The sequence below is a fragment of the Pedobacter sp. W3I1 genome (assembly GCF_030816015.1).
Lineage (GTDB): Bacteria > Bacteroidota > Bacteroidia > Sphingobacteriales > Sphingobacteriaceae > Pedobacter.
Map to the genome: position 1 here is coordinate 6377988 of NZ_JAUSXN010000001.1, position 26856 is coordinate 6404843.

The following is a 26856-nucleotide window of genomic DNA, read 5'->3' on the forward strand; positions in this document are numbered from 1 at the left end:
TAGCTCCTGTTATTGTTTTTTATTTAATACAAAAGTAGTGTTTATTTGGCAATTACACCACTTATTCAAATTCTGACTTCAAAATTTGAACCACTTCTTTAATGGTTTCCTCTTCAAGGTCGGTGCGTTTTACCAAATCTTCTACTGTAAGTGCTAATACACTCTTAGCAGTATCGCAACCGATAGCCTTTAATTCATCAATGATCCAGCTATCAATCTCATCTGAGAATTCTTCTAAATCTACATCCTCATCACTTTCTTCTCCAGCTTCGCGATACACATCAATTTCATAACCAGTTAATTTACCAGCTAGTTTAATGTTGTGTCCACCTCGTCCGATTGCTAATGAAACCTGATCTGGTTTTAAGTAAACCGATGCATGTTTAGTTTCATCATCCAATTTAATGGAGGTGATTTTTGCCGGGCTTAAAGCACGGGTAATGTATAATGAAATATTATTGGTGAAATTAATCACATCAATGTTTTCGTTTTTCAACTCGCGAACGATACCGTGAATACGTGATCCTTTCATACCCACACATGCGCCAACCGGATCGATACGATCGTCGTACGATTCAACAGCAACTTTAGCACGTTCTCCTGGCTCACGAACAATTTTCTTAACGGTAATTAAACCATCGAAAATTTCCGGAACTTCCTGTTCGAACAGGCGTTGCAAAAATTCTGGTGCTGTTCTCGAAATGATAATTTTCGGGTTCGCGTTGATCATTTCTACTTTAGAGATTACTGCTCTCACAGAATCGCCTTTTTTGAAATAATCTGCTGGGATCTGCTCCGTTTTAGGCATTAAAAGTTCGTTACCTTCATCATCTAAAACCAACGTTTCTTTCTTCCAAACCTGATAAACTTCACCCGTTACGATTTCGCCTACTCTATCTTTATATTTTTTGAAGATTTCGTCTTTCTCTAATTCCAATACTTTAGATACCAGCGTTTGACGGGCAGCTAAAATTGCTCTACGGCCAAAGCTCTCTAAAGTAATCTGTTCGATATAATCATCGCCAACTTCTAAAGTACTGTCTAATTTAGAAACTTCAGCAAGCTCGATCTCTAAATCATCATCCTCAGAAAAACCGTCTTCCATTACTTTTCTCGTTCTCCAGATCTCCAAATCCCCATTATCCGGATTCACGATAACATCACAGTTTTCGTCTGTTCCGTATTTTTTACGCAACATGCTACGAAAAACTTCTTCCAGCACACTGATCACCGTTGGGCGATCTATATTTTTGAAATCCTTAAACTCTTGAAAAGAGTCGATCAAATTAATTGTTGTAGTACTCATTTTTTTAATTATGATTAAATTGATTGTTAAGATTACACAGATTATCTATGCAACAAGCCAATCCTACTATTTAAAACTTACTAAAACTGTTGTTTCTAATATATCATTAAACGGAACAACTGTTTCAATTGCTACCGCCTTTTTCCCTTTTTCTTTAATCGATTCTTCAATCAGCAGATTATTTTCTGTAACCGCCAGCAGTTTCCCTTCTTTTTTCAAACCCTCTTTTAACTTAACGCTTACCGTACGGCCAATATTTTTATTGTACTGACGGATTAATTTTAAAGGCTCGCCAACACCCGGCGAAGAAACTTCTAAATTATAAGCCTGTTCTATTGTGTTTTCTTCTTCGAGATGAAAACCAACATGCCTGCTTATGGCCACACAATCCTGTATGCTAATACCTTCGTCGCCATCAACATGGATAATTAATTTATTGTTTGGCAACATTTTCACTTCAACCAAAAACAGTTCTGGCCGATCTGCTATTTTTTCCTCAACGAGGGCTGCAACTCTCTTTTCTACCTGCATATTTTAACCTGATTTCATAGAAAAAGGGGACATTGTCCCCTTCTCTTTTCTTCGATTACGATGCAAATGTAGTAATTTTTTAGAAAAAATCAAACACTTGCACTAATTATTATGCTGATTATTACCGTTTAAGTATTTGTCGCTGTGCTTTTAAATTCTGCTTACCATTACCTGTAATCAGATCGCCCATGGTTGCAAATTTTATTCCAATGTAACTCTCAACCAGATATTCTTTACCCTTAAGAAAAGGCTGATCGGGATTAAATACAAGTGAATCGCCAAGTATCTTAACCTTACCGGGCACTTCGAGCTCATCCTGGATACTGTCCAGATCGCCCGGTTTTATCAAAACAGAAACCATATTAATTGCATCCCCGTTAGCCTTATAGGCATTTTTAACCTGTAAGAGACTTGCCTCATCAATATTTTTAATTATTATTGATGAACTATCCCCTGAAAACTTAATTATTGGCCTGTTGTTTGCATTCGAACATGAAAGTGCAAATAGGGCAACAGCAATTGCGGCCTGGTATTTAAAAAAGCATTTAAACATTTACAAAAATAAACAATTATGAGATTTATTATCGAAATCCTTTTGATGGGATTAGCCTTTTTTATCGGTGCAAGAATAGTGCCCGGTGTACATGTAGATGGTTATGCAACATCCATTATTGCTGCCGTACTGGTAGCACTTGCAAACTCAACCATCGGGTTCATTTTAAGGCTATTAACATTCCCGGTTAATTTCCTTACACTTGGATTGGTATCATTTATCATTACCGTTTTAATGATTTTATTGGTTGATAACATAATGCCCTCGTTTAACACTTCGGGCTTTATTGCTGCTGCATTACTGGCTATAGTTGTAGCCTTAATTAAAGCAGTGTTTAGCGCTGTAGTTGGGGAGAAAGAATAGTTCAGTTTTCAGTTGGCGGTTTTCAATCCGAACTGCCAACTGAAAATTGATAACTGGAAACTAACGAATCACTTCTCTCGAAATCACCATTTTCTGAATCTCAGAAGTTCCTTCATATATCTGGGTGATTTTAGCATCGCGCATTAAGCGTTCTACGTGGTATTCTTTTACAAAACCATAACCACCATGCACCTGTACCGCTTCAATGGTTACATCCATCGCCACTTTAGAAGCAAACAATTTTGCCATAGAACCGGCCTGTGTGTAAGGTAAACCCTGATCTTTTAACCAGGCAGCTTTATAAACCAATAACCTGGCGGCTTCGATCTGCGTGGCCATATCGGCCAGTTTAAAAGCAATGGCCTGATGTTCAGCAATTGGTTTCCCGAATGACTTACGTTCTTTAGCATACCGTGTGGCTAACTCGAAAGCGCCTTGTGCTATACCTAAAGCCTGGGCCGCAATGCCTATCCTCCCGCCTTCTAATGTTTTCATGGCAAATTTGAAACCAAAACCATCTTCGCCAATTCTATTTTCTTTTGGCACTTTAACATCATTAAACATCAATGAATGCGTATCAGAGCCACGGATGCCCAATTTATTCTCTTTTGGCCCCACGGTAAACCCTTCCATTCCCTTCTCTACAATAAAAGCGTTTATACCTTTATGCCTTAACTCTGGATGGGTTTGTGCAATGACCAGGTAAGTTGATGCGGTACTTCCGTTGGTGATCCAGTTTTTTGTACCATTCAGCAGATAATAATCGCCTTTATCCTCTGCGGTTGTACGTTGCGAGGTAGCATCAGATCCGGCTTCGGGCTCCGACAAACAAAAAGCACCTATTTTTTCTCCAGCTGCAAGCGGCTTTAAATATTTTTCTTTTTGGGCTTCACTGCCATAGGCTTCTAGTCCATAACAAACCAACGAGTTATTTACTGAAACCACTACAGATGCAGAAGCATCTATTTTAGAAAGCTCTTCCATTACGAGAACGTAAGAGATGGCGTCAAGGCCGCTTCCATTATATTTTTCGCTCACCATCATCCCCAAAAAACCAAGTTCTCCTAGTTTTTTTACCTGCTCAGCCGGAAATTTCTGATGTTCGTCTCTTTCGATTACCCCAGGCTTTAATTCTTGCTGCGCAAAATCGCAGGCAGCCTGCTGGATCATTAATTGCTCTTCACTTAATTCAAAATGCATAACATTTATGTATAAAAGGTTAGTTAATCAAATGTAGCATTTCATATTGAAATTACTATGGCTGCATAGTAATTTATTTTGCAAGATAATCTTGGTGTTAACGTAAGATTATTATTTTTGTTAAATGAACCCAGGCCAACAAACATTATTTTTCTTTAGTGCCTTAGGCGTATTTAATGGTTTTATCATTAGCGCATATCTTTTATTCTTCAAAAAACCGAAGTCTGCACCCTCCTATTTTTTGGGCCTTTTGCTCTTGTCGGTTTGTTTAAAGATCAGTAAATCTTTCATTTTTTATTTCTATCCAGACCTACCTGGTATTTATATTCAAATTGGCATTTTAGGAAGCTCATTGGCAGGCCCATCTCTTTTTTATTTTATTCAATCGGCTTTGGGACAGGATTCAAAGCTTAAAGCCCTACAGAAAGGGACTTATCTCTTTTGGATTTTTGCAATTATAATTGCCAGCATCATTGCACCTTATGACAGCAGCCCTGATGTATGGGAAAGTTATATCGGAAGAATAATTTCTATACAATTTACAGTCTATATTGTATTATCTGCCTGGTTGCTTAGAACTGTTTTTGCTAAATTTTTAAGTAAAAGGGTTAAAATTTCAACAACAGAGAAGCTGTTGCTATCTGTTTTTATTGGTAACATAATCGTTCCAGCAGCATTTAAGTTATCTATCTTCTCGTTTTTTAATGGCCCTTGCATTAGTGGAGCATTGTCTTTCTCATTTGTTCTTTACCTAAATACTTTTTTGTTCATTAGCAGAAGGAAAACCAACAATCTTTTTTCAGACGGCCAGGATTTGGTTCGCTATGCCAATAAAAAGATTGCCAAAGAACAGGCAATAACTTTGACAGAAAGACTGCAGAAGATTATTTTGGAGGAGGAACTTTATAAAAATCCAGACCTTAAATTAAACGAACTTGCAAAAAAAATCAATATTTCTGGCCATCAGCTTTCGCAGTTGCTTAATGATAATTTAGGCAAAAGTTTTGCCGCTTACATTAACGAGTTTAGGATAAACGAAGCTTGCGAACTGATTGCCAACGATAAAGGCATTAAGCTTGAAGCCATTGGATATGAAGTAGGTTTTAATTCTAAATCTACCTTTTACACTACTTTTAAAAAGCATAAACAAACAACCCCGATGCATTATAAGGAACAAATATTTTTGCTTCATCAAACTAAAACTGGTCTCGTTTTATAATTCCGAACGCCCAAATCTGAGATTCAAAACCCATTCTCTGCTCATCTATTCTAGTTTTGGTTTATTCTATAAAAACCAAATACACGAAGATGAAGTCGACATTGTTATTGTGCCTATTCTTATTTACATCTCTATTTTTAAGTGCGCAAGTGATTAAGGGAAAACTGATTGATCGTAAGACCAGCCAAGCTATACCTTTAGCCAATTTGGCTTTGGCCAATAAAGATCACCCATCAGTAATTAAATATGCTAATAGCGACACCACCGGTTTCTTCGAATTTAGAGATCTGCCTAAGGGAAAATACCTTTTATCCATTACCTTAATCGGTTATCAAAAAGCACAAAAAGAGTTATTGATAAGTGGGAATAATTCAGAAACAATCGATATAGGCCATATTTTAATGGCTGAAGATGTTAACCTACTCCAAGAAGTAACCATAACAGGAGGAGTACCAAATTTTAGCACACAAAACGGTCGGATTAAAATCGGCATTGCCAATAATGCATTTTTCAAATCTGCTTCTAATTTGTTAGATGTATTTAAGAAACTACCTGGCCTGCAGGTTAACCAGGATGGAACAATATTAATGGCAAGCAGGGCAACTCCAACCTTATTTGTTGACGGCAAGCCCATAAACATGAACAATGATGAAATCATATCCTACCTGAGCAGTTTGTCACCTGATATGGTCGAATCGATTGAAATGATTAATCAACCTTCATCTAAATATGATGGAGAATATCAGGGAATTATTGATGTAAAACTGAAGAGAAATCAGTCTTTAGGTTTACGAGGCACGTATAATGCTCGTTTTCAGCGAAACAACTACAGTGTATTGGATAATAATTTATCCTTGGTTCTTAAAACAAACCGGTTGGTGTACGACTTAAAGTTAGGCCATACCAGCGGCAGCACTTTTTATAAGTATTATTCCCTGCAATATTTAGCCAATACAAACGCCATGACTACTGATACTAGAACCATTACCTCTAACCAGAACTTTAACGCGCAGGCAAGGGTAACTTATGAAGTACAAAAAGGGCAAAATCTAGAGGCTTTTATACGCACCTACCAAATAGATAGAAATGCGGTATCTGGCAATCAGCTGCTTACTCAAACCGCTAATTTAGATCGTACCATTGCGCTTGTTAAAAGCGACAATAATGCCCTGCCTAAGCAATATAATTATTCAGGCGGCATCAATTACGATGCTCAATTTAAGAATAGCGAACTTCATGTAATTACCTCTTTAACCCAAATCGATAATCGCCAAACCGAAGATATTCAAAATCTTAACGTACTTAACAATCAATTGTTGAATTACTGGAAAACAGACTCTAGAAATAGGATAATGATCCATGTTGCACAAGTAGACTACACGCAAAAAATAGGCAAAGGAAAACTAGAATTTGGAGGAAAATTTGCATATACAAGCACCCAGAACGACCTCCGATATGATACATTAGCCAATGATGTTTTTAATTTAGATCCTAAGCGGAGTAACCATTTCCGTTACCAAGAGTATATTGGTGCGGGCTACCTTTCTTATAGTGGTCAATGGAGTAAACTTAATTACAGCTTAAGTTTAAGAGCGGAGCATACGCACACTATAGCCAATTCTATTACTACAGGCGGTGTTACAGAAAAAAAGTATATAAAATGGCTTCCAAGCTTAAACATTACTTACTCCTTTGACGAAAGAGAACAGCTCAGCTTCAGTTATACCAGACGATTAACAAGGCCAACTTTTGCCATGTTAAACCCTTTTCGTTTTTATTACAGTCCACGGCATTATTGGATAGGCAATCCTTACTTACAGCCCTCTACAACTAGTCTTTTCGCTTTATCTTATAGCAGAAAAAGCCTTAATATTGCGCTAAATGCAGGAAAGGAAGCGGATCCCATGGGACGTTATCCCGAATATAATCCAGTGACTAATGAACTGATTTTTCTGGGTAGAAACCTACCTTACAGAAAATTTGCAAATCTACAGATAAGCGCTCCCATAACGGTAAACAAATGGTGGCAGATGAGCAACAACGTTACAGGTTATTACACTAAAGAGCTAACACCTTACTTTGGAGCCACCTACGAAATACCCATATATAATTACACGGTTAATGGCAGTCAGGTTTTTACTTTAAAAAATTGGATATTGGATGTAAGTTATACCTACGAGTCGAAAAGTGGTAATGGACTTTATATTATGGCCCCCGTTTATGGTATTGATTTTGGTGTGCAAAAAGCCTGGTTAAATAACAGGGTTAATACTAAACTTACGCTTTATGATGTATTCGATAACATGAAAAGAAGGCTTATTTTCAGAGAGAAAAGTATTATCAATAACGATTTCTACCATTATTTCGGTTCACAAAGACTGGTTTTTAGTTTAACCTTTAATTTTGGAACTTCGACTTACAAGGTTAGGGAAAACAAAAAAAGTGACGAGGAGAATAGAGCCAATTAAGAGAAATTGATTATCTATTTTGTTTCTTAAATAAAATTAGCATGAGACTTAGGCAGCCTAATATCAATATAAGCAAAACCTGCGAAGAGTGAATAATGGTTGAATATGCTAACCCATCTTTAAAAGATATACCATACAACACTAATGACTGAGCAACCATCCAATGAAAAACACCAATACCACCCTGAACGGGTGCTGCCATAGCAAAGCCAGAAAAAACAATTGCCGTAAATGCGGCATTAAAATGCAATCCGGAGGTAGCTTGAATGGAAGAAAAAGCAAAATACATGGAAAGTGAGTAGAAAACCCAAATACCCAGGGTATAGGTTAAGAACAAGCCTTTTTGTTTTAGTTTACTGTAGGAGCCAAAGCCCTGACGGAGGTTTACAAAAATGCGGAGGAGTTTTTTACTGAATTTTTGACGGAGAAAATAGACTGCGATTATAATGAGTGAAAGAATAATCACGCCAATACCAACCAGCCATAAATAATTAATGGCCTCTATTTTTTTAACGAGGTGAAGATAAATTACATTGTACAAAAAATCGGAAACGATATCGTATTGAAAGACCACCATGGCAACACAGGTGAGAAAAAGCACCAGCACATCAAAAAGCCGTTCCGTAATTACGGTGCCAATAGAAGCAAACATGGGTACCTTTTCTGCTTTATGAATAACAGAGCAGCGGCCAATTTCACCAAAGCGTGGCAATGCAAGATTAGCCAGATAACCGATCATTACGGCGTGGTAGGTATTCCAGAAACTTACATTGTAGTGGATAGACTGATACAGCATCTGCCAGCGTAAAGCCCTTAACACATGTGCAATCCATACAGCAAATGCAGAAGTAATTACCCAAAAGTAATTGGCCGTTTTAATTTCCTGCCAAATCTTTTCTAAATCCTGACCTCTAAAAGCTAAATATAAAACCCCCATCCCTATTAAAAACAGGATGATATACTTTAGCGCTGTTTTGAGGTCGAATGTCACAAGATTATTTTAGCAAGTGGTTGTTATCATCAGGAAAAACCAGTATTGGATTGTATTTTTTGGCTTCTTCTATCGGTAATGAGCCGTAAGACATAATGATGAGAATATCGCCTAGTTGTGCCAAACGGGCGGTAGCACCATTTAAACAAATGGTTCCGGTTCCACGCTCGCCTTTAATTACGTAGGTTTCGAAACGTGCACCGTTATTATTATTTACAATCTGCACCTTTTCATTAGCGATAATGTTAGCTGCATCCATCAAATCTTCATCTATCGTAATACTGCCTACATAATTCAATTCGGCTTGTGTTACCCTAACACGGTGTATTTTCGATTTTAATATTGTAATAACCATTTGGCAAAGTTAGTAATCAGTTTGGAGTTTTCAGTCATCAGTTTGGAGTTTCGCAAAGCAGCAGAATGTTAAAGGTTGATAGTTCATAGCTGATAGCTTAGTGGCCCAGGCTATCAACATAAGACTATAAACCATTAACCGACTTCATCACTCACGTTAACTTATTCATCATTTAATGATCATATTATCAATCAGCCTGGTCGGCCCTACTTTCGCAGCAACCAGGGCAACTAAGTCATTTTCGTCTTTTGATTTGGCTGGCTCCAGTGTATCGCCATTGGCAATGGTAAAATAATCGAGTTCAACACCTTCAATATTCTGATAGAATGCTTTTGCTTTATCGACCAACTCTGTTAATGAATATTCATTAAAATGATCGATAACGAACTGCAACGATTTACTCAGTACGAGCGAATGTTTACGGTCATTGGCTGACAAATGAATATTCCTGCTACTCATGGCTAAACCATCGTCTTCGCGGATAATGGGGCAAGTAATAATAGTGATAGGTAGCTTAAAGTAGGCCAGCATATTCTTAATCATTAATACCTGCTGAAAATCTTTTTGTCCGAACATGGCCACATCGGGTTCAACGGCATCAAACAGTTTTTTTACAATCTGCGTTACGCCTTGATAGTGACCCTTCCTAAATTCGCCTTCCAAGAGAAATTCGGCATTGCCCAAATCAATGTGCCAGGCTTCGTCGGCTCCGGCAGGGTACATCTCCTCTACATTAGGCATAAACACACCGTTACAACCGGCATCTGCTAACATGGCCAAATCGTGTTCGATAGGGCGCGGGTATTTCTCTAAATCTTTAGGATCAGTAAACTGCGTTGGATTTACGAAAATGCTACAGATAATGATATCGGCATTCTGCTGTGCCAGTTTTATCAATGATATATGGCCATTATGCAAGGCACCCATGGTAGGCACAAGTGCTATTTTTTTACCTGATGCTTTTAAGGGTTTCAAAAAAGCCTTAAGTGCTGCTTTGGTTTTAAATATTTCCAATTTGGACAAACTAAATTAAAGCCGTAAAGGTGTAAATTAATCTAAACGAAACCAAACAAATGCTTGCTATATTGATAAATAGTATTATTATGCTTACCTTTGCAGCTCATTATCTTTTATTTAACTTAATATTTTCTTAGAATATGGAGATGGCAAAAACGAAGCTGCTGATTGTTACACACGAGATGTCGCCTTTCCTCGAGCTTACTAAAATTTCTGAAATCACACGCCAATTACCACAAGCAATGCAAGAAAAAGGATTCGAAATCCGTATCTTGATGCCTAAATTTGGTAACATCAACGAAAGAAGAAATCGTTTACACGAAGTAATCCGATTATCAGGAATGAACATCATTATCGATGACAACGATAACCCTTTAATCATTAAAGTAGCCTCCATCCCAGCTGCGCGCATGCAAGTTTACTTCTTAGACAATGAAGAATATTTCCAACGCAAACAAGTATTTAGAGATGCAAGCGGAAAATTCTTCGATGACAATGATGAACGTACAGTTTTCTTCTGTAAAGGTGCATTGGAAACGGTTAAAAAATTAGGCTGGGCGCCAGATATCGTTCACTGTCATGGTTGGATGAGCGCACTAGTACCTGTTTATATTAAAACGACTTATAAAAACGATCCTACTTTTAAAAATTCTAAAGTAGTATATTCTATTTATGAGGATGGCTTTACGGAGAAATTAAACGCTAATTTTTCTAAGAAAGCGGTGATGGCCAATATGACTGACGATGATACGAAAGCATTCTTGCCATCTGATTGCGACAGCATGCACATTGGCGCCATAACACACTCAGATGCAGTAGTTTTAGCGGATGAAAACCTAAATGCAGCTGTGTTAAAATTTGTTAAAGATTCCAATAAGCCAACATTAGCTTTTAACTTAACCGAGAATTTTGAAAACTTCTATACTTTTTATGAAGAAATTTCGAATGACGAATTGGTTTCACTTGCTTAATTAGGTATTATTATTTTAAATATGAAATTTACAAAACAAGACTTATTAACCCTGTTGATAGGTCTTTTTCTTTTTGCATCATGCAAAAACCCTGACGGTGTGGGTTTAGATGTTGATCCAGCTACAGCCATTACCGGAACGTTGGTGGTATCTCCGGTGAAGTCTCAACTTGTAAAAGAAGACGCTGCCAATACCAATGGATTAAACCGCTACCCTTTAGGATACATGGTAGATCCTGTTTTTGGAAAAACTGAGGCCGCTTTGGCATTAACGGTTTACCCGGTGAGTACAAGTTACGACTTCGGTACTTCTCCTGTATTAGATTCTGCAGTTTTGGTATTAAAAATTGATACAACCTCTACATTAACCAAATTTTACGGCGATACCATCAATTCTAAATACAGTATTGATGTTTATCAGCTAGCTAATAAGGTTACGACTTATAAAAGTTCTGATGTACAGGCTATTAATAACACGCTTTTAGGCAACTTTACAGGTAAACTGGCACCAAATACTAAAAGGAAAATATCTGTTATTGTTCCAGGCAAAGCTGATACTTTAAAAACTGTACCTGCGCAGATCAGGATTCCTTTAAACAAGGCATTTATACAAAATGCCATATTAAACCTAGGTACAGCAGGAACAGCAACAGAAGCTAAGTTTATAGAATCGTTTAAAGGTTTATATGCACAGATCAATAAAACATCTTCTACAGGTGTTGGAGGAATTGCATTCCTTAACTTTTCGGGAACTGACTCTTATTTACAGCTGGTTTGGAAAAAAACGAATTCGTCAAGTGGCGTAGATACAACCAGTGTAAATTTCCCTGTTGGAAAGATGGTTTTGAATGCAGCACAAACTGCAAATGTAATTTCGGGAGTAGCAGCTAACATTAAACACGATTACTCAGGGACACCAGTGCAAACGCAAATTGATGTTCCGACTCCAACAGATCCAACTCAACAATATAATGTAACTTATTTACAAGGTTTAGCCGGTGTAAAAACCAAGCTAACTTTCCCGGCATTGACAAGTTTTACCAATACTTACGGAAAAGCGATTATTAATAAGGCAGAGCTAGTTGTAGAGCTTGGCGAGAGTGCGCCAGCATACCCTTTTAATGCCGCCCAACGTCTTTCTTTATATCGTTGGGACATTGCACAACAAGCTGCCGATATACCTGATTATGCAACATTCTCCAGTAGCGCTTCTGGTGGTGCAGCACTTTTTGGTGGTTATTTTGATTCGTTAAAGAAACGTTACATCTTTATTGTAACCAGTTATGTTCAAAGCTTAATTGATAAAAACGTAGAAGATTATGGCACATTCCTGGCCCCTACATCTTATACCGATTTCCAGAGAGCACCTAGTGCTACATCTGCTGAAAGATCGATCATAGGCGCCAGCAACGCAACGGCAAATAAGATAAAGCTAAATATTTACTACACTAAAATTAATTAACGATTTTAATGTTAACATAAAACATAAGAAACTCCTGCTAGCGAAACTGGCAGGAGTTTTTTTGTATCATTACTTTAAGATCAAAGAAATAAAAGTGCATAAAAAAAGCTACCGCTCATCAGGTAGCTTTTTTTTTATTTATTCAAAACCCTTAATTAAAACGGAAGATCTCCGTTTTCATCCGATGGGCCAATTGTAAATTCATCTTCAATTTTAGCTTCAGTGCTTTGGTGCGTTGGCGTTGTTGGACTTTGCTCAAAATCACTTTTCCTGCCCAACATCGTAAAGTTTTCGGCCACAATTTCTGTTACATATTTTTTAACCTTTTCTTTATCTTCAAAGGATCTTGTTCTTAGTTTGCCCTCTATATAAACCAGTTTGCCTTTCTGCAGGTATTTAGAAGCTACTTCTGCTAAGCCACGCCATAACACAATATTGTGCCACTCTGTTTGTTCTACTCTCTTACCGTCTTTGTTGTATGTTTCTGATGTAGCTAATGGAAAACTGGCTACTGTTACGCCACCGTCTAAATGTCGCACTTCAGGGTCTTTGCCTAAGTGGCCTACTAAAATAACTTTGTTAATCCCAGACATAAATATTTTTGGTTAGTTGTTTTGTTTTCTAAATGCCCGCCGAATAAGATGGTTAGTTACTCCATTTTGTCCTTATAAAAATATTCCAGGACAAAATCATGGATTACTTTTGGTTGCGGTAACTCATCTAATTTACTTAAAGAAACCCAATTTAGTTCCTTTTGTTTACTAAAGTTAAATATATAATTTTTTAATGCAAAAAATTGTATATGGATTATTTGGTGAGTTAATGTATGCTTTTTGGCGCTTATAAATGTAAAATCGGCCTTATTTCCGAATACAGATTTTACCTGATCGATGAATAATGAATCGCTCCATTCGTATACTTCAGTCGTTTCCACACCAGGGAAATCATATAAATGCTGCCATATATCTCCAGCTTGTCTCTGCCTGATTAATACTTGTTCATTTTCAAAACAAATAAAATAATTAATATACCGATGTTTTTGTTCGGCTTTGCGGATTTTAACAGGCAGCACATTTACCTGGCCATGGTTAAAGGCATAACAGCTCTGGTTAAGCGGGCAAATACCGCAATTAGGCGATTTTGGTTTACATTGTATGGCCCCGAACTCCATAATAGCCTGATTATATAAGGCAGGGTCTTCTTTGTATAGCAAATCATTTGCTAGCGCATAAAACTCTTTTTTGCCGGCTGGACTATTTATTGGTGTGGCTAAACCATAAAATCTGGAGAGCACCCGAAAAACATTCCCGTCAACCACAGCCCGTGCTTCTCCCGATGAAAATGAAGATATGGCAGCAGCGGTATATTCACCAATTCCTTTCAATTTTATAAGCTCATCATGCAGATTTGGGAAAATTCCATGGTAATCTTTCACCACAATTTGAGCAGTCGCATGCATATTCCTCCCTCTTGAGTAGTAACCCAAACCTTGCCAAAGCTTTAAAACTTTGGCTTCGGTAGCACTGGCAAAATCAGCAACTGTAGGGAAATTTTCTAAAAACCTGTTAAAGTACGGAAGTCCTTGTTCCACCCGTGTTTGTTGTAATATAACCTCTGATAACCAGATGGTATAAGCATCATTGGTGTGCCTCCAGGGCAAATCTCTCTTGTTTATTAAGTACCAATTGATGAGTTCATTTTGAAATGTCATTACTGCAAATTACGGTCTATTTATCCGATTAAAAAAAAACTTGCAATTGCCTGATAAGTCTGGTGATAAAAAAATCATCTTTTATTTCCCTATCTCATTAAAAAGCAATACTTTTGCAACCCCAAAACAGTAGTAATATTAAAACATAATAATATAATAAATAATAAAATATGACTAAGGCAGATATTATTTCAGAAATATCAACAAAAACCGGAATTGAGAAGGTTGATGTACAGGAAACAGTGGAGGCATTTTTCAAGGTTATCAAAACCAGCATGATTGGCGGTGAAAATGTATACGTTAGAGGCTTCGGAAGCTTTGTTGTTAAAAAGAGAGCGCAAAAAACTGCGAGAAATATCTCAAAAAACACTGCAATAATTATCCCAGAACACTTCGTTCCTAGCTTTAAACCAGCAAAAGTATTTGTTGATAAAGTGAAAAGTAATTCAAAAAAAATTAACGTAGAAGCCTAAGTCTTATATATGAATAGCAACATCAGATCTAAACAAACCATCGTTATTGGAGCGATTGTATTGCTTGTTGCATTCTTATTTACAAGAGACATTAAGGGTTTGGTTAAACCAACGGAAGAAAATGGAAAAATGCCTTCAAGTGGCCCAATGGCCGGAGCAGCTTCTCCATCAACAACATCGGTACTAAACCTCGAAACTTCGTCTACTGCTGCCAAGAACGTAATCAACAAAAATTTGGCTACAGATATTACAGCTTTAGAAAATAGTTACAAAGGCGCAAATGGCGCAGAAAAGATTGAACTTGCTAAACAACTGGCTCAGAAATGGGATGATGTTGAACAAATTACTCCATCTGCCTTATATTTAGAAGTTGTTGCCGAAGGCGAACCATCAGCAAAATCATGGTTAGCTGCCGGGAATCAATTTATAAAAGCTTTTGAAAGTACACAAGATAGCATAGCACAACCTGCTTTATTGCAGAAAGCCAATGTATCTTACAAAAATGCATTAGAGAAAGACTCTACAAACATTGAAGCTAAAACAGGCTTAGGTGTAACTATAGTAAACGGCTTAGGCGCACCAATGCAAGGTATTGCCATGTTGTTAGAAGTTGTTGCTAAAGAACCTAAAAATGTAAAGGCAAATATGAATTTAGGATTGTTCTCGATAAAATCAGGTCAGTTTGATAAAGCAATTCCTCGTTTTAACAACGTAATTGCCACTGCTCCAACCCCTGAAGCCTATTTTTATTTAGGAACAGCTTTAGAAAATTTAGGCAGAAATAAAGAAGCAGTAAATGCTTACCTATCAAGCAAAAAATTAGCAGCTAACCCAACCTTATCTTCATTCATTGATAAGAAGGTGGCTGAACTAAAGAATAAAAATTAATTAACAGATTAATAAAAACATTTAAAACTTAAAACTATGCCAAGCGGTAAAAAAAGAAAGAGACATAAAATGGCTACCCACAAACGTAAAAAACGTTTAAGAAAAAACAGACATAAGAAAAAATAGTTTCTTATTTTGATAAAAGCCAGTTAAACCTCATAGTAAACACTATGAGGTTTAAACAATTTATATGATTTTTTTATTGTATATATTCTTGGCTACATCACTGTTTTTATTTACTATCCATTTGTTAATAGGCGAAAGCCTTAAATCTGTAGCTGTTGGTAAAAGAATTAATTATCAATTCGACTCCTGCCGGAGTTACCATAGCGTTGATTGAAGACAAACAACTTGTTGAGCTTCACAAAGAACAAATCAATATTAACTACGCTGTAGGCGATATTTATTTAGGCCGCATTAAAAAAATTATGCCTGGTCTGAATGCTGCTTTCGTGGATGTTGGTTATGAAAAAGATGCTTTTTTGCATTACTTTGATTTAGGCCCTCAGGTGCAATCTTTAATTAAGCTAACGAAGATCAAGCGTAATGGCTCGGTTACAGGCACATTATTAGATAATTTAAAGCTAGAAGCCGATATTAATAAGGCAGGCAAAATTTCTGATGTGCTCAGTAAAAACATGCTCCTACCTGTACAAATTGCCAAAGAGCCAATTTCTACAAAAGGGCCACGTTTAAGTTCCGACATTTCGATTGCCGGCAGGTATGTGGTACTGGTGCCATTCTCCAATACCATATCTGTATCAAAAAAAATTAAAAGTAATACCGAGCGTAATCGTTTAAAAAAGATTATCGAAAGTATTAAACCTCAAAATTTTGGGGTTATTATCAGAACCGTTTCTGAAGGCAGGGGGGTTGCCGAAATGCAAAAGGATCTTTTAGATTTAATTGCTAAATGGGAAAACTTCATTAAAAAAATGCCATCTACCGAACCTTCAAAAAGAGTTTGGGGAGAAATGGACAGATCATCAACGTTAATCCGTGATATTCTGAACCCTGATTTTACAAACGTTTACGTAAGTACACCAGAGCTGTACGATGACATCCGTTCTTATGTTCACGATATTTCTCCTGAAATGGAAAAAATCGTTAAACTGTACAAACAGAAAGAACCTATCTTCGATCATTTCGGTGTAGAAAAGCAGATTAAAAATGCTTTCGGAAAAACAGTAAACTTACCAGGTGGTGCTTACCTTGTTGTAGAGCACACTGAAGCACTCCACGTGATAGACGTGAACAGTGGAAACCGTACTGCCAGTAAAGAAAATCAAGAAGAGAATGCTTTACAGGTAAACAAAGAGGCGGCTAAAGAAATTGCCCGTCAATTGCGCTTGCGCGATATGGGCGGTATTGTGGTAATCGATTTTATCGATATGCACAAACCAACAAACCGTAAAATGCTATTCGATTATTTGCGTGAGCTGATGTTATTGGATAGAGCCAAACACACTATTTTGCCTCCAAGCAAATTTGGTTTGGTACAAATTACCAGACAACGTGTTCGTCCGGAAATGAATATTGTTACGGTAGAAAAATGCCCGGCCTGCGATGGGACAGGAGAAATTAAAGCGAGTATCGTTTTAATGGATGATATTGAGAACAACCTTAATTATATTTTAAGAGAGCAAAATGAAAAAGGTGTAACACTTTGCGTACACCCATATATCGAAGCTTATATTACAAAAGGCATTTTCAATCTTCAACGCCGCTGGTTCTTTAAATACGGCCAATGGATTAAAGTTAAAGCGCAGTCATCGTATCACTTAACTGAGTTTCACTTCATCTCCGCAAAAGATGAAGAGATTAAATTATAACTCAAAACACATTTAACAGAAAGCCTGGATTTTTTAAATCCGGGCTTTTTTGTTTAAAAAAAAGGAAGATTAACCTAAGTAATTTAAACCTGACAGCAGCGAAAATACTTTTTGCTTGTAGCAACTCTTAATATATGACAGGACCTCAAAAAGATTAAAGCGAATGGCAGGGCTTTCGGAACCGAAATACACAGCAACCTGCTTTCCAAAAAACAATAATTGTATTGTCTAAAAATCATCTCTTTTATTAGAAAAGCAAATACAGAAGCTATTGGGTTACAGCAGTCCCGCCATTTGTTCTAGCCCCGATAAAGAATCGGGGGGCTGCCACGTCTGTCGGGTTTAGAACCGAATCGTCCACCTAAGCAATTTCAGCCTGCGTAAGTTTTAAGAGCCTGCGGGGTTTAGCACAAAACGCGAGTCGGCAAACGATTAATTGTTCAAAAAAATAAAAACACTTTCAATCCTGAAAGGTTAAATTCGTAATCTAAAATTTTAATCAATTGGCAAAATCAAAAAGTGCATTTTTCTGTCAGAGCTGTGGCTACGAATCGGCAAAATGGTTGGGTAAATGCCCATCATGTAACCAATGGAATACCTTTGTAGAAGAAATTGTAGAAAAAAGCTCTGCTTCTGTTCCAACCTGGAAAAGTGATGGCGCTAGCCGTAAAGTAAGCAAACCCAGCAAGGTTGATGAAATACAATCATCAACAGAACGCAGAATATTAACCGGCGATAAAGAATTAGACCGCGTATTAGGTGGTGGATTGGTAGAAGGATCGCTGGTGCTCATCGGTGGTGAACCCGGTATTGGAAAATCGACCCTGATGCTGCAATTGGCCTTAAATTTAAAGGGCAAAAAACTCCTCTATATCTCTGGCGAAGAAAGCGAACAGCAGATTAAAATGCGGGCAGAAAGGATTCAGGAAACTCCATCATCCAACTGTTACATTTTAACAGAAACTTCTACACAGAATATATTTAAACAGATCGAAATTCTGGAGCCCGAAATCTTAGTGGTAGATTCTATCCAGACTTTGCACTCCGCTCATATCGATTCTACCCCGGGCAGCGTGTCGCAGGTAAGGGAATGTACGTCCGAACTATTGCGTTTTGCAAAAGAAACCGGTGTACCTGTTTTCCTTATTGGCCACATCACTAAAGATGGCGCCATTGCAGGGCCTAAAATACTAGAACATATGGTTGACACGGTTTTGCAATTTGAAGGCGACAGGCATCACGTTTATCGCATTCTAAGATCTATCAAAAACCGATTTGGTGCGGCAGCAGAATTGGGTATCTACGAAATGCAAGGCAGTGGTTTAAGAGAAGTTTCCAATCCTTCGGAGATTTTGTTGTCACAACGCGACGAAGAGCTGAGCGGAATCGCCATAGCCGCAACCTTAGAAGGCGCCAGACCAATGTTGATTGAAACGCAGGCTTTGGTGAGTTCGGCAGCATATGGAACCCCTCAACGCTCTGCAACAGGCTTTGATACTAAAAGAATGAATATGCTCTTAGCTGTTTTAGAAAAACGCTGTGGCTTTAGGTTAAGTACACAAGATGTTTTCTTAAATATCGCCGGCGGAATTAGAGTGGAAGATCCGGCCATTGACCTGGCTGTATTAATTGCCATTATATCATCGCATCAGGATATCGCTGTGTCTTCAAAAAATTGTTTCGCTGCAGAGGTAGGTCTGTCAGGAGAAATAAGAGCAGTAAACAGAATCGAACATCGCATTGCTGAAGCAGATAAATTGGGTTTCGAAACCATTTACATCTCTAAATACAATTTAAAAGGCATTGCTTTAGAAAAATACAATCTTGAGATTAAAGCAGTAAGTAAAATAGAAGAAGTGTTCAGTCTTGTTTTTGGATAAAATAAGAGTGGGGAAATAATTCAACAACATTCCACACAAAGAAGATAATATTCTACATTTCTACAACATCATTGATTACTAACAAAATTATCATAAAAAAAATAACTCACTGAATACAAGAACATTAATCATAACCAAAACAAAGATTAAAGTTTTGGATTCTGGTTTGCCTATAAAAAATCAGCTGTATATCATAGAATGTGATCTACACGATTATAGGGATGATTTTCCTCGTTAACGGATGTTAACGAGGCTTTTTTGTTTCACGATTTAGAAAAATTTTAAATAACTTTGATTAGATCATAACCGGATAATTATAAAATCATGAAAAAAATCATTCTAAGCTTGGGTTTTTGTCTATTTACGGCACTTTCATTTGCTCAAACCGCATATACTGGTCAGAAATTTGGAGAAGAAGTTAAACCAGGCGATGTAAAACCAGCTGCAAAGATGGAGGTTGCTATGGGGGATAAAAAAACTGTCGATATGAAAATCGAAGGTAAGGTGGTTGATGTATGTAAGAAAAAGGGATGCTGGATGACATTAGAAATGCCTAATGGTGATCCAATGCGGGTAACTTTTAAAGATTATGCTTTCTTTATGCCGATGGATATTGTTGGCAAAAAAGTAGTTTTAGATGGCTTAGCAAAGAAACAAACCATCTCCGTTGAAACTTTACGTCACTATGCCGAAGACGCGAAAAAATCTCCTGAAGAAGTAGCCAAAATTACCGATCCTAAAAAGGAACTGGCATTCGAAGCTAAAGGCGTGGTGATTTTGGATAAATAATTCCCAGAATTGAATATGGCAATATTGGTCACCCTGAATTTATTTTAGGGTCTTAATGGCGGCAAAGAAAGATGCTGAAATAAATTCAGCATGACGATACTATAAATAATAAACCCCAATGCATATTCTGCATCGGGGTTTATTATTTATATGACTCTTCGGAATTATAAAACCCAGTTCCAACCAAATTCATCAGGTGCTAAACCGTAACGGATATCGTTCAGTTTTTTAGCAATACCATTAGAAATATGTCTGGTTGATGGGTCGGTCAATTTATAGATCTGACCGTTATAGCCCATTTCGCCTACATGCGTTACTGTAGCAGCAGTTCCTGCGGCAAAAGCTTCGGTTAAGCTTCCTTTTTCGATTCCTTCAATTACTTCTTTAACAGAAACCCTGCGTTCTTCAACTTCTATTCCGGCATCTTTAGCCAGTTTAATAATGGTATCACGCGTTACACCATCTAAAACGGTACTGCGTACTGATGGCGTAACCAGTTTACCATTAATGACAAAAAGCAAGTTGGCTGTTCCAGCTTCTTCAATAAACTCATGGGTTACTGAATCTGTCCAGATCAATTGATCATAACCTTCTTTTTTAGCTTGTTCGAAAGGATATAACGAACGTGCATAATTTCCAGCAGTTTTGGCAAAGCCCACACCACCTTCATCTGCACGCGTAAATTCAGTTTCAATTTTAACCTTTAATGCACTACTGTAATATGGACCAGTCGGAGTGGTTAACAAAGCAAATTTATAGGTATCAGATGCCTTAACGCCCAAATAAGGATCCATTGCGAACATTACCGGGCGGATATATAAAGCATAATCTTCTTGATCAGGCACCCACTTCTCATCAACATTGATCAGTGCGGCTAAACCTTGCATAAAAATTTCTTCTGGAATACCCGGCATCGACATTCTGGCGGCTGATTTGTTAAAACGTTCGAAGTTTTTATCAGCACGGAACACACTAATCCTTCCATCTGGTTGGCGATAAGCCTTTAACCCTTCGAAAATTGCCTGTCCGTAATGAAGCGCAGAAATTGCCGGGCTCATCGGAATTGGACCATAAGGAAGAATCTGTAAATTTTTCCATTCGCCATCTTCGTAATCGGCAGTAAACATGTGATCGGTAAAAACCTTACCGAACGGTAATTGCGAAAAATCAGTAACAGTCAAACGTGTTTCGTTTGCTTTAGTGATTTTTATATCTAATGTCTCGGTCATTGTATTTGAATTTTGAATGAGTGAATGATCGAATGATTGAGTGTTTACCCGCTCATTCTCTAATTCAATAATTCACTCATTCTGTCATTAATTATTTCGCGCAAATTAAGAAAAAACAGCCTTTTTTAATAGCTTTTTATAATATTAATCTTTGTTTTTGAGTGTTTTAAGTACACTAAGCACCCAGCCTTTACCCCATTCTTCCATTTGCTCGTCGGTCCATAAGAAAGGATAAAAGATTCTTTTCTGAAAACGCGGAGGCAGATACTTTTGCCAGTTGGTTCCACCTGTTGCAGCAATATCAACGGGATCTTTCTCTAAATAACGCACGGCCGATTTGTAATGCGATAAAGGCCATTCCACATTTACATACAAATCCAGCTTACGTAATTCTTCTGCAAGTGCAGAAACATCTGCTCCATTGGCTTGTAATTGATGGTATAAAGCTGAGAAATTGGTTAAAGTACGGTCTTTTGCCAGTTGTAGAAACTGAGCCGCATACTTTTTAATAAATTGCTTTAAGGTTAAAGTTTGCTTACCGGAAGCCAGTTCGGTTGCACCGAATTTCCAGTAAATAAATTCGAATTGTTCTTCTATTGTTGCAGTGCTTAATTCTACGCGTTTGGATTTGTCTACTAACCGGATAAAATCCGTAGCACAGATCTCAATCATCCGGTACTGGCCCGATTGGAATCCACTGGCAGGCAATAACGACATCCGGAATTTCAGGAACTGTTCTTTCTCCATACCATCAACCATTACCTCAAAAGAAGTAGTTAAGGCGTTGAAATAAGCATTGATGCGTTTTACTCGTGCAGTAAAAAAGTCGGCAGTTAGATCTTCATGCTCCGCAATCTGCCTGCATTCGTGCAGTGCAAGCTTAAAATAAAGTTCGGTAATTTGGTGGTACATGATGAAAATCTCTTCATCAGGAATCGGCGTTTTAGGATTCTGCAAGCTCAGCAAAGTATCCAAATGGATGTAGTCCCAATAGGTTAAAAAATCTGCATATAAAAGTCCGTCCAGGTACGATGCCATATCTTGCCCCATTGCCGTATACTTTTCCTGTAGCTGATGTAGTTTGTCTTTTATTTCGGGTGTGAAATCCATGGTTTAAAGTTAGCTGCACAAAGGTGATAAAGATTTTGCAACAAATAACTAAATTTTATACATTTGGAACGATGGCGATGGAGTACCGCCAAAACCGCCCAAACAGGCTGATGACTCCTACGATTTTTATTTAAAATTGAATTCAAATGCCTGTTAAAAAACTAACAGAAGGTTTTCTTCTGTCGATCAAACACTTTATTAAACTCGACTTCGGATTACTTTTAATCAGCACTTTAAAATGGCTGTTTATCTCTGCTATATTGGGTGGGATTATTGGCTCGGCCTCTGCCCTGTTTTTAGAAACTTTAAACTGGGCAACCCATTACCGAGAGCAACACCTTTGGATTATTGCCTTTTTACCAATCGCGGGTATACTCATTGGCCTGGCTTACCATTACTGGGGTGCAGCCGTTGTAAAGGGCAACAACCTCTTAATTGAGGAATTGCAATCGCCTAAAAATGTGATTCCATTGGTTATGGCACCACTCATTTTTGCAGGCACTATTATTACCCATTTATTTGGCGGATCGGCCGGAAGAGAAGGTACGGCGGTTCAAATTGGAGGCGCTTTCGCCGACCAATTCACTAAACTGTTTAAACTTAAAGCCAGAGATAGAAAAGTAATCCTCATTTGCGGAATTAGCGCTGGTTTTGCGTCTGTTTTCGGAACACCATTGGCGGGGGCAGTATTTGGATTAGAGGTTTTTGTTATCGGAAGTTTAACCTATAGTTCCATTCTTCCTTCATTTATTACTGCAATTATTGCCGATTATATCTGCAAGGCTTGGGGTGTTGGTCATACCCATTATTCCATATCCCTAATACCGGAAATGAATTCGATCAATTTATTGTTATCATTAGGTGCAGGAATATTATTTGGACTTGTTGCAAGATCTTTCTCGGCCTTAAACCATGGTTTATCAAATCTTTTCAGCAAAATTAAATATCCACCATTACGGCCATTTATTGGTGGAATAGTTTTAATCGGCACTATTTACCTGATCGGGAATACACGATACATCGGTTTAGGTATTCCGGTTATTTCAGAAGCATTTACACAACAAGAAGCTTATTATACATTTGCCATCAAATTATTTTTGACTGCATTTACCTTGAGTACGGGGTTTAAGGGAGGTGAGGTTACCCCACTTTTCTTTATTGGCGCTACACTAGGTAGCTTTTTGAGTTTCTTTATTCCCTTACCTCTTGGCCTGCTGGCAGGAATGGGCTTTGTGGCTGTTTTTGCAGGGGCAGCGAATACACCTTTGGCTTGTATATTTATGGGCGTAGAGTTATTTGGCACATCATCTGGAATTTATATTGCCATAGCCTGCATTACTGCTTATCTGTTTTCAGGCCATACGGGGATTTATCGGTCACAAACGATAGGCGCACCCAAACATTTGTTATTAAAGCGGCATCAATTTTTGAGGTAGCTTTGACAACCTTCTCAACAAGCGGCCTGTAAGGTTGTCAAAGCTCATCAAACATGATACTATCCTGAATGTCAGAGTGAAATTTTAGATACCCTGCTTTTCCACCAAACCAATCTAATACTTCTTGCTTTTTTAGTTTGGTATCAGTATCCAGTAAAATCCGATTGTAAGAACTCCATTTCCAATCTCTAAAATCTGCTATGAGTTTGTGTTTCTGGGGGTTTGCATGAATATAATAAATGAGTCCGCTTAAATAGAATTCATCATTTATCTCGGCACGTTTGAATGGTGTCTGAAACAATGTGCCAATTCTTTTATGCTGAATATTAAATGCTAGCGCATAGGATTGAAAAAATATTCTGAATTGCTTGCTTACAATATCATGCACTGAAAATTCACTAATTGGGTCATTAGCCTTTAAACTTTCTTTAACCCGGATTAGCAGATGAAAATGATTCCCTAATAAACAATATGCATATACGTCTAAAACATTGGAAAGGTACAGATCGAATTTTTTTAGGAAAAATCTATAATTAGCATCTGATTTAAAAAGTGGTTGCCTATCTATAGATCGGTTATAAATATGATAGAATTTTCCTTGTTCAAATTTAGTATAGTAATGTTCGGTCTTTGCCATAAGAATGTCGCATAAACCAATATACCAAAAAAACAGCATTCTTTTAAAATAGCTTTGACAACTTCCTTTCTACTTTATTAGTAAAGTTGTCAAAGCTGATCCGCACTGTGTTTTATCAGTACAGCACCCTAAACTTTATCGTGTGCTCGATCTTTTTAAGTGATTTAAACAACTGTTTATCATACTGTGCATTGATATCGGTAATGGCATAGCCAATATCAGGATTGGTCATTAAAAACTGGCTCACAATATTGATATCGTGTTTAGCAAAAACAGTATTGATTTTTGCCATAATACCCGGAACGTTTTTGTGAATGTGAATTAAGCGGTGCGATTTCTCAATTTTTGGCAATTGCAAATTTGGAAAATTACTACTTAAATAAGTTGCCCCGGTGTTCATAAAATCGGCAACCCGTTTCGGGATAAAATCGATATTACGTGGATTATTTTTCGGGTCATCAAAAACAACAATGCCTTGTTTAGTACATAAACTAAGGTCTATTTTATTTTTTGCATTACCTAAATATCCAATAGTTTTTAGCTTAGCTGCATTCTTTAACTGTTCCTTGCTTATTTTTTCGCCGTCAGCTAAAAGGATAATTCCCACATCTTTTACGTATTTATCTTCAAAAGAAGTTTTATGTCTGATCGATAAACCATCATTTTTAAGGATAGAAATCGTTAAGGGGTCAACCTCACCAATTACCAGGCAAAGGATTCTATTTTTAGGATAAGAAATGGCACGTGGCAGATCGTTTACGTACAAAAACTCATCGAAACTTGGTGTTACATGGTCTGCTTTCGAAACAATGCTTTCACGGGCAATATTCTCTGTAAATGCAAAAAATTTATTGATGATACCACTTTCGCGTAATTGGAAATCAGAATAACCGTCACCTATGCCAAATAACTCGCCTTCGAGTTTTAAATGCTGAAGTAATTTTACTTTACCACCTTCTTCACTTAAGGGATTGGTATGATCGTAATCTATAATTTTACCATCGCCAGTGGTTACAAAGGTATTGGCATAAATATTTTCCTTTTTAATGTGGTACTGGCTCACTACTGGGGTAATAAATTCCTTAAACCCGCCTGAAACAATCAGCACCTCATCGGCATGCTTCTTAAAAAACTCTGCATTACGCGAAAAAGAAGTAGATACTTTCTTTTTTAAATGTTTTATGAGTTGTTTTAAATGATCTTCATTTGCTTCCAGAAGCTTAACACGTTGTGCTAAACTTTCGGAGAAGGAAAGTTTTCCTTCCATGGCAAAATTGGTGTAATCTTCAATTTTTTGGAAAATCGCCTCTTTATCTGGGTGGCTCTTTAGCGAAATTCGGGCAAGTTCATCAAGTGCTTCTACCTGTGTAAAGGTACTATCAAAATCGATGATGTAATAGGCTTTCTGTTTGGGCATTATTTTAAATGTTGGGTAATTTCTTTTATGCTGTCGGCAACTGGCTTAAAGGTAATGCCTGTTGCCTTTTTTACTTTATTGTTATTGTAATAACTTAAGGTTAAGCTGCTTTTTGCAGCATCTTTAGTGATGGAGGGCTGTTTACCCGTAAATATGGATGCAAATTTTAAGGCCCTCCAGGCTATTCCTAGCATCCACGGTTTTGCTTCTTTTGTTGGTGCTTTAACACCAAAACCCAGCGCAATTTCACTGAACAGATCTTTATAATGATAATCATCGGCAGAAATGATATACCGCTCTCCCGAAACTTCGGTATCCATTAACCGAATCATCGCTTTGGCCACATCTTCCACATCAACAAAACCCGAAGCACCATCTGTATAAAATGGAAAACCATCTTTTACCAGTTTAAAAATTGCTCCGCTCCCCTCAAAACCTGCATTTTTACCAATAATTACCGATGGGTTGACAATGATGGCGTTTAAACCTTCAGTAATGCCCCGCCAAACCTCCATCTCACCCTCATATTTCGATAAACCATAGGCGTGTGCTCTGGCATCATATTCCCAAAAGTCTTTTTCAGTAATTTTATTGCCCTTTTTAGCATTTCCTAACGCAGCAACTGAGCTTACATGCAATAAACGACAATTATTTTCGGCACAAAGATTTACAATGTTCGAGGTTCCATCTATGTTTACATGAAAAAGTTGCTTTTTATCTTTTGGGTTGAAGGACACAAAAGCTGCGCAATGGTAAACTTTGGTAATCCCGATAAAGGCATCTTCCAATGCAGAAGGCTCATTAATATCAGCCTCAAACCATTCAATGAGTGGGATATTCTGGATTTGTGAAGGGATTTTAGATTTCTCCCGCCTCAAGGCCCGAACAGCTATACCCCTATCGGTTAACTGCTTAATTAATTCAGATCCTAAAAATCCAGTTCCTCCGGTTACCAGTATCATTTTATTTTTTTCGAGCTATATGTGGAAATACGCATTCAAAAATAGATATTTGAGCCG

Annotated in this window: 25 protein-coding genes and 1 riboswitch; of the genes, 11 read left to right on the forward strand and 14 right to left on the reverse strand. The window is 37.5% G+C overall.

The annotated features are described in order from the left end of the window. Positions 1-61: 61 nt before the first annotated feature. The 3 genes from nusA to QF042_RS26185 all read right to left on the reverse strand — a co-directional run bounded on the left by nusA (position 62) and on the right by QF042_RS26185 (position 2390). Positions 62-1306, reverse strand: a complete 1245-nt coding sequence (gene nusA, locus QF042_RS26175) for a transcription termination factor NusA (RefSeq protein ID WP_025143392.1) — start codon at positions 1304-1306, stop codon at positions 62-64. A 66-nt stretch (positions 1307-1372) separates the two neighbouring features. Further along, entirely contained in the window at positions 1373-1837 is a 465-nt protein-coding gene (gene rimP, locus QF042_RS26180) for a ribosome assembly cofactor RimP (protein WP_307533181.1), read from the reverse strand. Positions 1838-1958: 121 nt separating this feature from the next. Continuing rightward, positions 1959-2390: a hypothetical protein gene (locus QF042_RS26185; RefSeq protein ID WP_307533183.1), complete on the reverse strand. Its 432-nt coding sequence runs from the start codon at positions 2388-2390 to the stop codon at positions 1959-1961. Between the two features lie 18 nt (positions 2391-2408). On the opposite strand from QF042_RS26185, the gene QF042_RS26190 reads away from it, so the two are divergent. Beyond that, positions 2409-2753: a phage holin family protein gene (locus QF042_RS26190; RefSeq protein ID WP_307533185.1), complete on the forward strand. Its 345-nt coding sequence runs from the start codon at positions 2409-2411 to the stop codon at positions 2751-2753. Between the two features lie 60 nt (positions 2754-2813). On the opposite strand, the gene QF042_RS26195 is transcribed toward QF042_RS26190, so the two are convergent. Beyond that, positions 2814-3953 carry an acyl-CoA dehydrogenase gene (locus tag QF042_RS26195; RefSeq protein ID WP_307533187.1) on the reverse strand — a complete coding sequence of 380 codons (1140 nt, stop codon included), beginning with the start codon at positions 3951-3953 and terminating at the stop codon, positions 2814-2816. A 124-nt stretch (positions 3954-4077) separates the two neighbouring features. Here QF042_RS26195 and QF042_RS26200 point away from each other — a divergent pair, with 124 nt between their 5' ends. Together QF042_RS26200 and QF042_RS26205 are read left to right on the forward strand one after the other, a co-directional pair. After that, positions 4078-5172, forward strand: coding sequence for an AraC family transcriptional regulator (locus tag QF042_RS26200; RefSeq protein WP_307533189.1), 1095 nt, complete (start codon positions 4078-4080; stop codon positions 5170-5172). A gap of 89 nt (positions 5173-5261) precedes the next feature. Next, positions 5262-7640: an outer membrane beta-barrel protein gene (locus QF042_RS26205; RefSeq protein ID WP_307533191.1), complete on the forward strand. Its 2379-nt coding sequence runs from the start codon at positions 5262-5264 to the stop codon at positions 7638-7640. A gap of 10 nt (positions 7641-7650) precedes the next feature. On the opposite strand, the gene QF042_RS26210 is transcribed toward QF042_RS26205, so the two are convergent. The 3 genes from QF042_RS26210 to panC form a co-directional block, all read right to left on the reverse strand. Beyond that, positions 7651-8631: a lysylphosphatidylglycerol synthase transmembrane domain-containing protein gene (locus tag QF042_RS26210; protein WP_307533194.1), complete on the reverse strand. Its 981-nt coding sequence runs from the start codon at positions 8629-8631 to the stop codon at positions 7651-7653. 4 nt (positions 8632-8635) lie between these two features. Further along, positions 8636-8986, reverse strand: a complete 351-nt coding sequence (gene panD / locus QF042_RS26215) for an aspartate 1-decarboxylase (protein ID WP_029274491.1) — start codon at positions 8984-8986, stop codon at positions 8636-8638. A 168-nt stretch (positions 8987-9154) separates the two neighbouring features. After that, a complete protein-coding gene (gene panC, locus QF042_RS26220) occupies positions 9155-10000 on the reverse strand; it encodes a pantoate--beta-alanine ligase (RefSeq protein ID WP_307533197.1) in 846 nt (281 codons plus the stop codon). A gap of 149 nt (positions 10001-10149) precedes the next feature. Between panC and QF042_RS26225 the strand changes: the two genes are divergently transcribed. Together QF042_RS26225 and QF042_RS26230 are read left to right on the forward strand one after the other, a co-directional pair. Continuing rightward, positions 10150-10974 (forward strand): glycogen/starch synthase, encoded by an 825-nt coding sequence (locus tag QF042_RS26225; protein ID WP_307533199.1) that lies wholly within the window; start codon positions 10150-10152, stop codon positions 10972-10974. A gap of 21 nt (positions 10975-10995) precedes the next feature. Then, the gene (locus tag QF042_RS26230; protein WP_307533202.1) at positions 10996-12435 is read left to right on the forward strand and encodes a DUF4270 domain-containing protein; all 1440 of its coding nucleotides are present in this window, start codon (positions 10996-10998) and stop codon (positions 12433-12435) included. A gap of 155 nt (positions 12436-12590) precedes the next feature. Here QF042_RS26230 and QF042_RS26235 read toward each other — a convergent pair whose 3' ends face one another. Together QF042_RS26235 and mutY are read right to left on the reverse strand one after the other, a co-directional pair. Next, on the reverse strand, positions 12591-13028 hold the full coding sequence (locus tag QF042_RS26235) for a single-stranded DNA-binding protein (protein ID WP_307533204.1): 438 nt from the start codon (positions 13026-13028) through the stop codon (positions 12591-12593). Positions 13029-13084: 56 nt separating this feature from the next. Beyond that, on the reverse strand, positions 13085-14146 hold the full coding sequence (mutY, locus tag QF042_RS26240) for an A/G-specific adenine glycosylase (protein ID WP_307533206.1): 1062 nt from the start codon (positions 14144-14146) through the stop codon (positions 13085-13087). Positions 14147-14316: 170 nt separating this feature from the next. Between mutY and QF042_RS26245 the strand changes: the two genes are divergently transcribed. The 5 genes from QF042_RS26245 (at position 14317) to QF042_RS26265 (ending at position 20008) form a co-directional block, all read left to right on the forward strand. Further along, positions 14317-14619 (forward strand): HU family DNA-binding protein, encoded by a 303-nt coding sequence (locus tag QF042_RS26245; protein WP_025143406.1) that lies wholly within the window; start codon positions 14317-14319, stop codon positions 14617-14619. A gap of 9 nt (positions 14620-14628) precedes the next feature. Then, positions 14629-15507: a M48 family metallopeptidase gene (locus tag QF042_RS26250; protein ID WP_307533208.1), complete on the forward strand. Its 879-nt coding sequence runs from the start codon at positions 14629-14631 to the stop codon at positions 15505-15507. A 281-nt stretch (positions 15508-15788) separates the two neighbouring features. Beyond that, the gene (locus QF042_RS26255; RefSeq protein ID WP_029274483.1) at positions 15789-17339 is read left to right on the forward strand and encodes an Rne/Rng family ribonuclease; all 1551 of its coding nucleotides are present in this window, start codon (positions 15789-15791) and stop codon (positions 17337-17339) included. 503 nt (positions 17340-17842) lie between these two features. Next, positions 17843-19219, forward strand: a complete 1377-nt coding sequence (gene radA, locus QF042_RS26260; protein ID WP_307533209.1) for a DNA repair protein RadA — start codon at positions 17843-17845, stop codon at positions 19217-19219. Between the two features lie 324 nt (positions 19220-19543). Continuing rightward, positions 19544-20008 carry a DUF4920 domain-containing protein gene (locus QF042_RS26265; RefSeq protein ID WP_307533211.1) on the forward strand — a complete coding sequence of 155 codons (465 nt, stop codon included), beginning with the start codon at positions 19544-19546 and terminating at the stop codon, positions 20006-20008. A 164-nt stretch (positions 20009-20172) separates the two neighbouring features. Here the strand turns inward: QF042_RS26265 and QF042_RS26270 are convergent, their stop codons facing one another. After that, entirely contained in the window at positions 20173-21237 is a 1065-nt protein-coding gene (locus QF042_RS26270) for a branched-chain amino acid aminotransferase (RefSeq protein WP_307533213.1), read from the reverse strand. A 144-nt stretch (positions 21238-21381) separates the two neighbouring features. Continuing rightward, positions 21382-22347, reverse strand: coding sequence for a tryptophan 2,3-dioxygenase family protein (locus QF042_RS26275; protein ID WP_307533215.1), 966 nt, complete (start codon positions 22345-22347; stop codon positions 21382-21384). A 64-nt stretch (positions 22348-22411) separates the two neighbouring features. Then, positions 22412-22474, forward strand: a riboswitch (Fluoride riboswitch). 19 nt (positions 22475-22493) lie between these two features. Here QF042_RS26275 and QF042_RS26280 point away from each other — a divergent pair. After that, positions 22494-23783 carry a voltage-gated chloride channel family protein gene (locus QF042_RS26280; RefSeq protein ID WP_307533217.1) on the forward strand — a complete coding sequence of 430 codons (1290 nt, stop codon included), beginning with the start codon at positions 22494-22496 and terminating at the stop codon, positions 23781-23783. A 37-nt stretch (positions 23784-23820) separates the two neighbouring features. On the opposite strand, the gene QF042_RS26285 is transcribed toward QF042_RS26280, so the two are convergent. From QF042_RS26285 to QF042_RS26295, 3 genes are all read right to left on the reverse strand, one after another. After that, positions 23821-24420, reverse strand: a complete 600-nt coding sequence (locus QF042_RS26285) for a hypothetical protein (protein WP_307533220.1) — start codon at positions 24418-24420, stop codon at positions 23821-23823. Between the two features lie 115 nt (positions 24421-24535). Continuing rightward, on the reverse strand, positions 24536-25837 hold the full coding sequence (locus QF042_RS26290; RefSeq protein ID WP_307533222.1) for an HAD-IB family phosphatase: 1302 nt from the start codon (positions 25835-25837) through the stop codon (positions 24536-24538). Continuing rightward, positions 25837-26799, reverse strand: coding sequence for an NAD-dependent epimerase/dehydratase family protein (locus tag QF042_RS26295; protein WP_307533224.1), 963 nt, complete (start codon positions 26797-26799; stop codon positions 25837-25839). Before QF042_RS26295 ends, QF042_RS26290 begins: the two co-directional genes overlap by 1 nt. Positions 26800-26856 lie beyond the last annotated feature (57 nt).

What these genes read in the sequence shown, in the direction of transcription:
- nusA (WP_025143392.1), bottom strand. Translation starts at nt 1,306, where the DNA reads ATGAGTACTACAACAATTAATTTGATCGACTCTTTTCAAGAGTTTAAG.
- rimP (WP_307533181.1), bottom strand. Translation starts at nt 1,837, where the DNA reads ATGCAGGTAGAAAAGAGAGTTGCAGCCCTCGTTGAGGAAAAAATAGCA.
- QF042_RS26185 (WP_307533183.1), bottom strand. Translation starts at nt 2,390, where the DNA reads ATGTTTAAATGCTTTTTTAAATACCAGGCCGCAATTGCTGTTGCCCTA.
- QF042_RS26190 (WP_307533185.1), top strand. Translation starts at nt 2,409, where the DNA reads ATGAGATTTATTATCGAAATCCTTTTGATGGGATTAGCCTTTTTTATC.
- QF042_RS26195 (WP_307533187.1), bottom strand. Translation starts at nt 3,953, where the DNA reads ATGCATTTTGAATTAAGTGAAGAGCAATTAATGATCCAGCAGGCTGCC.
- QF042_RS26200 (WP_307533189.1), top strand. Translation starts at nt 4,078, where the DNA reads ATGAACCCAGGCCAACAAACATTATTTTTCTTTAGTGCCTTAGGCGTA.
- QF042_RS26205 (WP_307533191.1), top strand. Translation starts at nt 5,262, where the DNA reads ATGAAGTCGACATTGTTATTGTGCCTATTCTTATTTACATCTCTATTT.
- panD (WP_029274491.1), bottom strand. Translation starts at nt 8,986, where the DNA reads ATGGTTATTACAATATTAAAATCGAAAATACACCGTGTTAGGGTAACA.
- QF042_RS26225 (WP_307533199.1), top strand. Translation starts at nt 10,150, where the DNA reads ATGGCAAAAACGAAGCTGCTGATTGTTACACACGAGATGTCGCCTTTC.
- QF042_RS26230 (WP_307533202.1), top strand. Translation starts at nt 10,996, where the DNA reads ATGAAATTTACAAAACAAGACTTATTAACCCTGTTGATAGGTCTTTTT.
- QF042_RS26235 (WP_307533204.1), bottom strand. Translation starts at nt 13,028, where the DNA reads ATGTCTGGGATTAACAAAGTTATTTTAGTAGGCCACTTAGGCAAAGAC.
- mutY (WP_307533206.1), bottom strand. Translation starts at nt 14,146, where the DNA reads ATGACATTTCAAAATGAACTCATCAATTGGTACTTAATAAACAAGAGA.
- QF042_RS26245 (WP_025143406.1), top strand. Translation starts at nt 14,317, where the DNA reads ATGACTAAGGCAGATATTATTTCAGAAATATCAACAAAAACCGGAATT.
- QF042_RS26250 (WP_307533208.1), top strand. Translation starts at nt 14,629, where the DNA reads ATGAATAGCAACATCAGATCTAAACAAACCATCGTTATTGGAGCGATT.
- QF042_RS26265 (WP_307533211.1), top strand. Translation starts at nt 19,544, where the DNA reads ATGAAAAAAATCATTCTAAGCTTGGGTTTTTGTCTATTTACGGCACTT.
- QF042_RS26270 (WP_307533213.1), bottom strand. Translation starts at nt 21,237, where the DNA reads ATGACCGAGACATTAGATATAAAAATCACTAAAGCAAACGAAACACGT.
- QF042_RS26275 (WP_307533215.1), bottom strand. Translation starts at nt 22,347, where the DNA reads ATGGATTTCACACCCGAAATAAAAGACAAACTACATCAGCTACAGGAA.
- QF042_RS26280 (WP_307533217.1), top strand. Translation starts at nt 22,494, where the DNA reads ATGCCTGTTAAAAAACTAACAGAAGGTTTTCTTCTGTCGATCAAACAC.
- QF042_RS26285 (WP_307533220.1), bottom strand. Translation starts at nt 24,420, where the DNA reads ATGGCAAAGACCGAACATTACTATACTAAATTTGAACAAGGAAAATTC.
- QF042_RS26290 (WP_307533222.1), bottom strand. Translation starts at nt 25,837, where the DNA reads ATGCCCAAACAGAAAGCCTATTACATCATCGATTTTGATAGTACCTTT.
- QF042_RS26295 (WP_307533224.1), bottom strand. Translation starts at nt 26,799, where the DNA reads ATGATACTGGTAACCGGAGGAACTGGATTTTTAGGATCTGAATTAATT.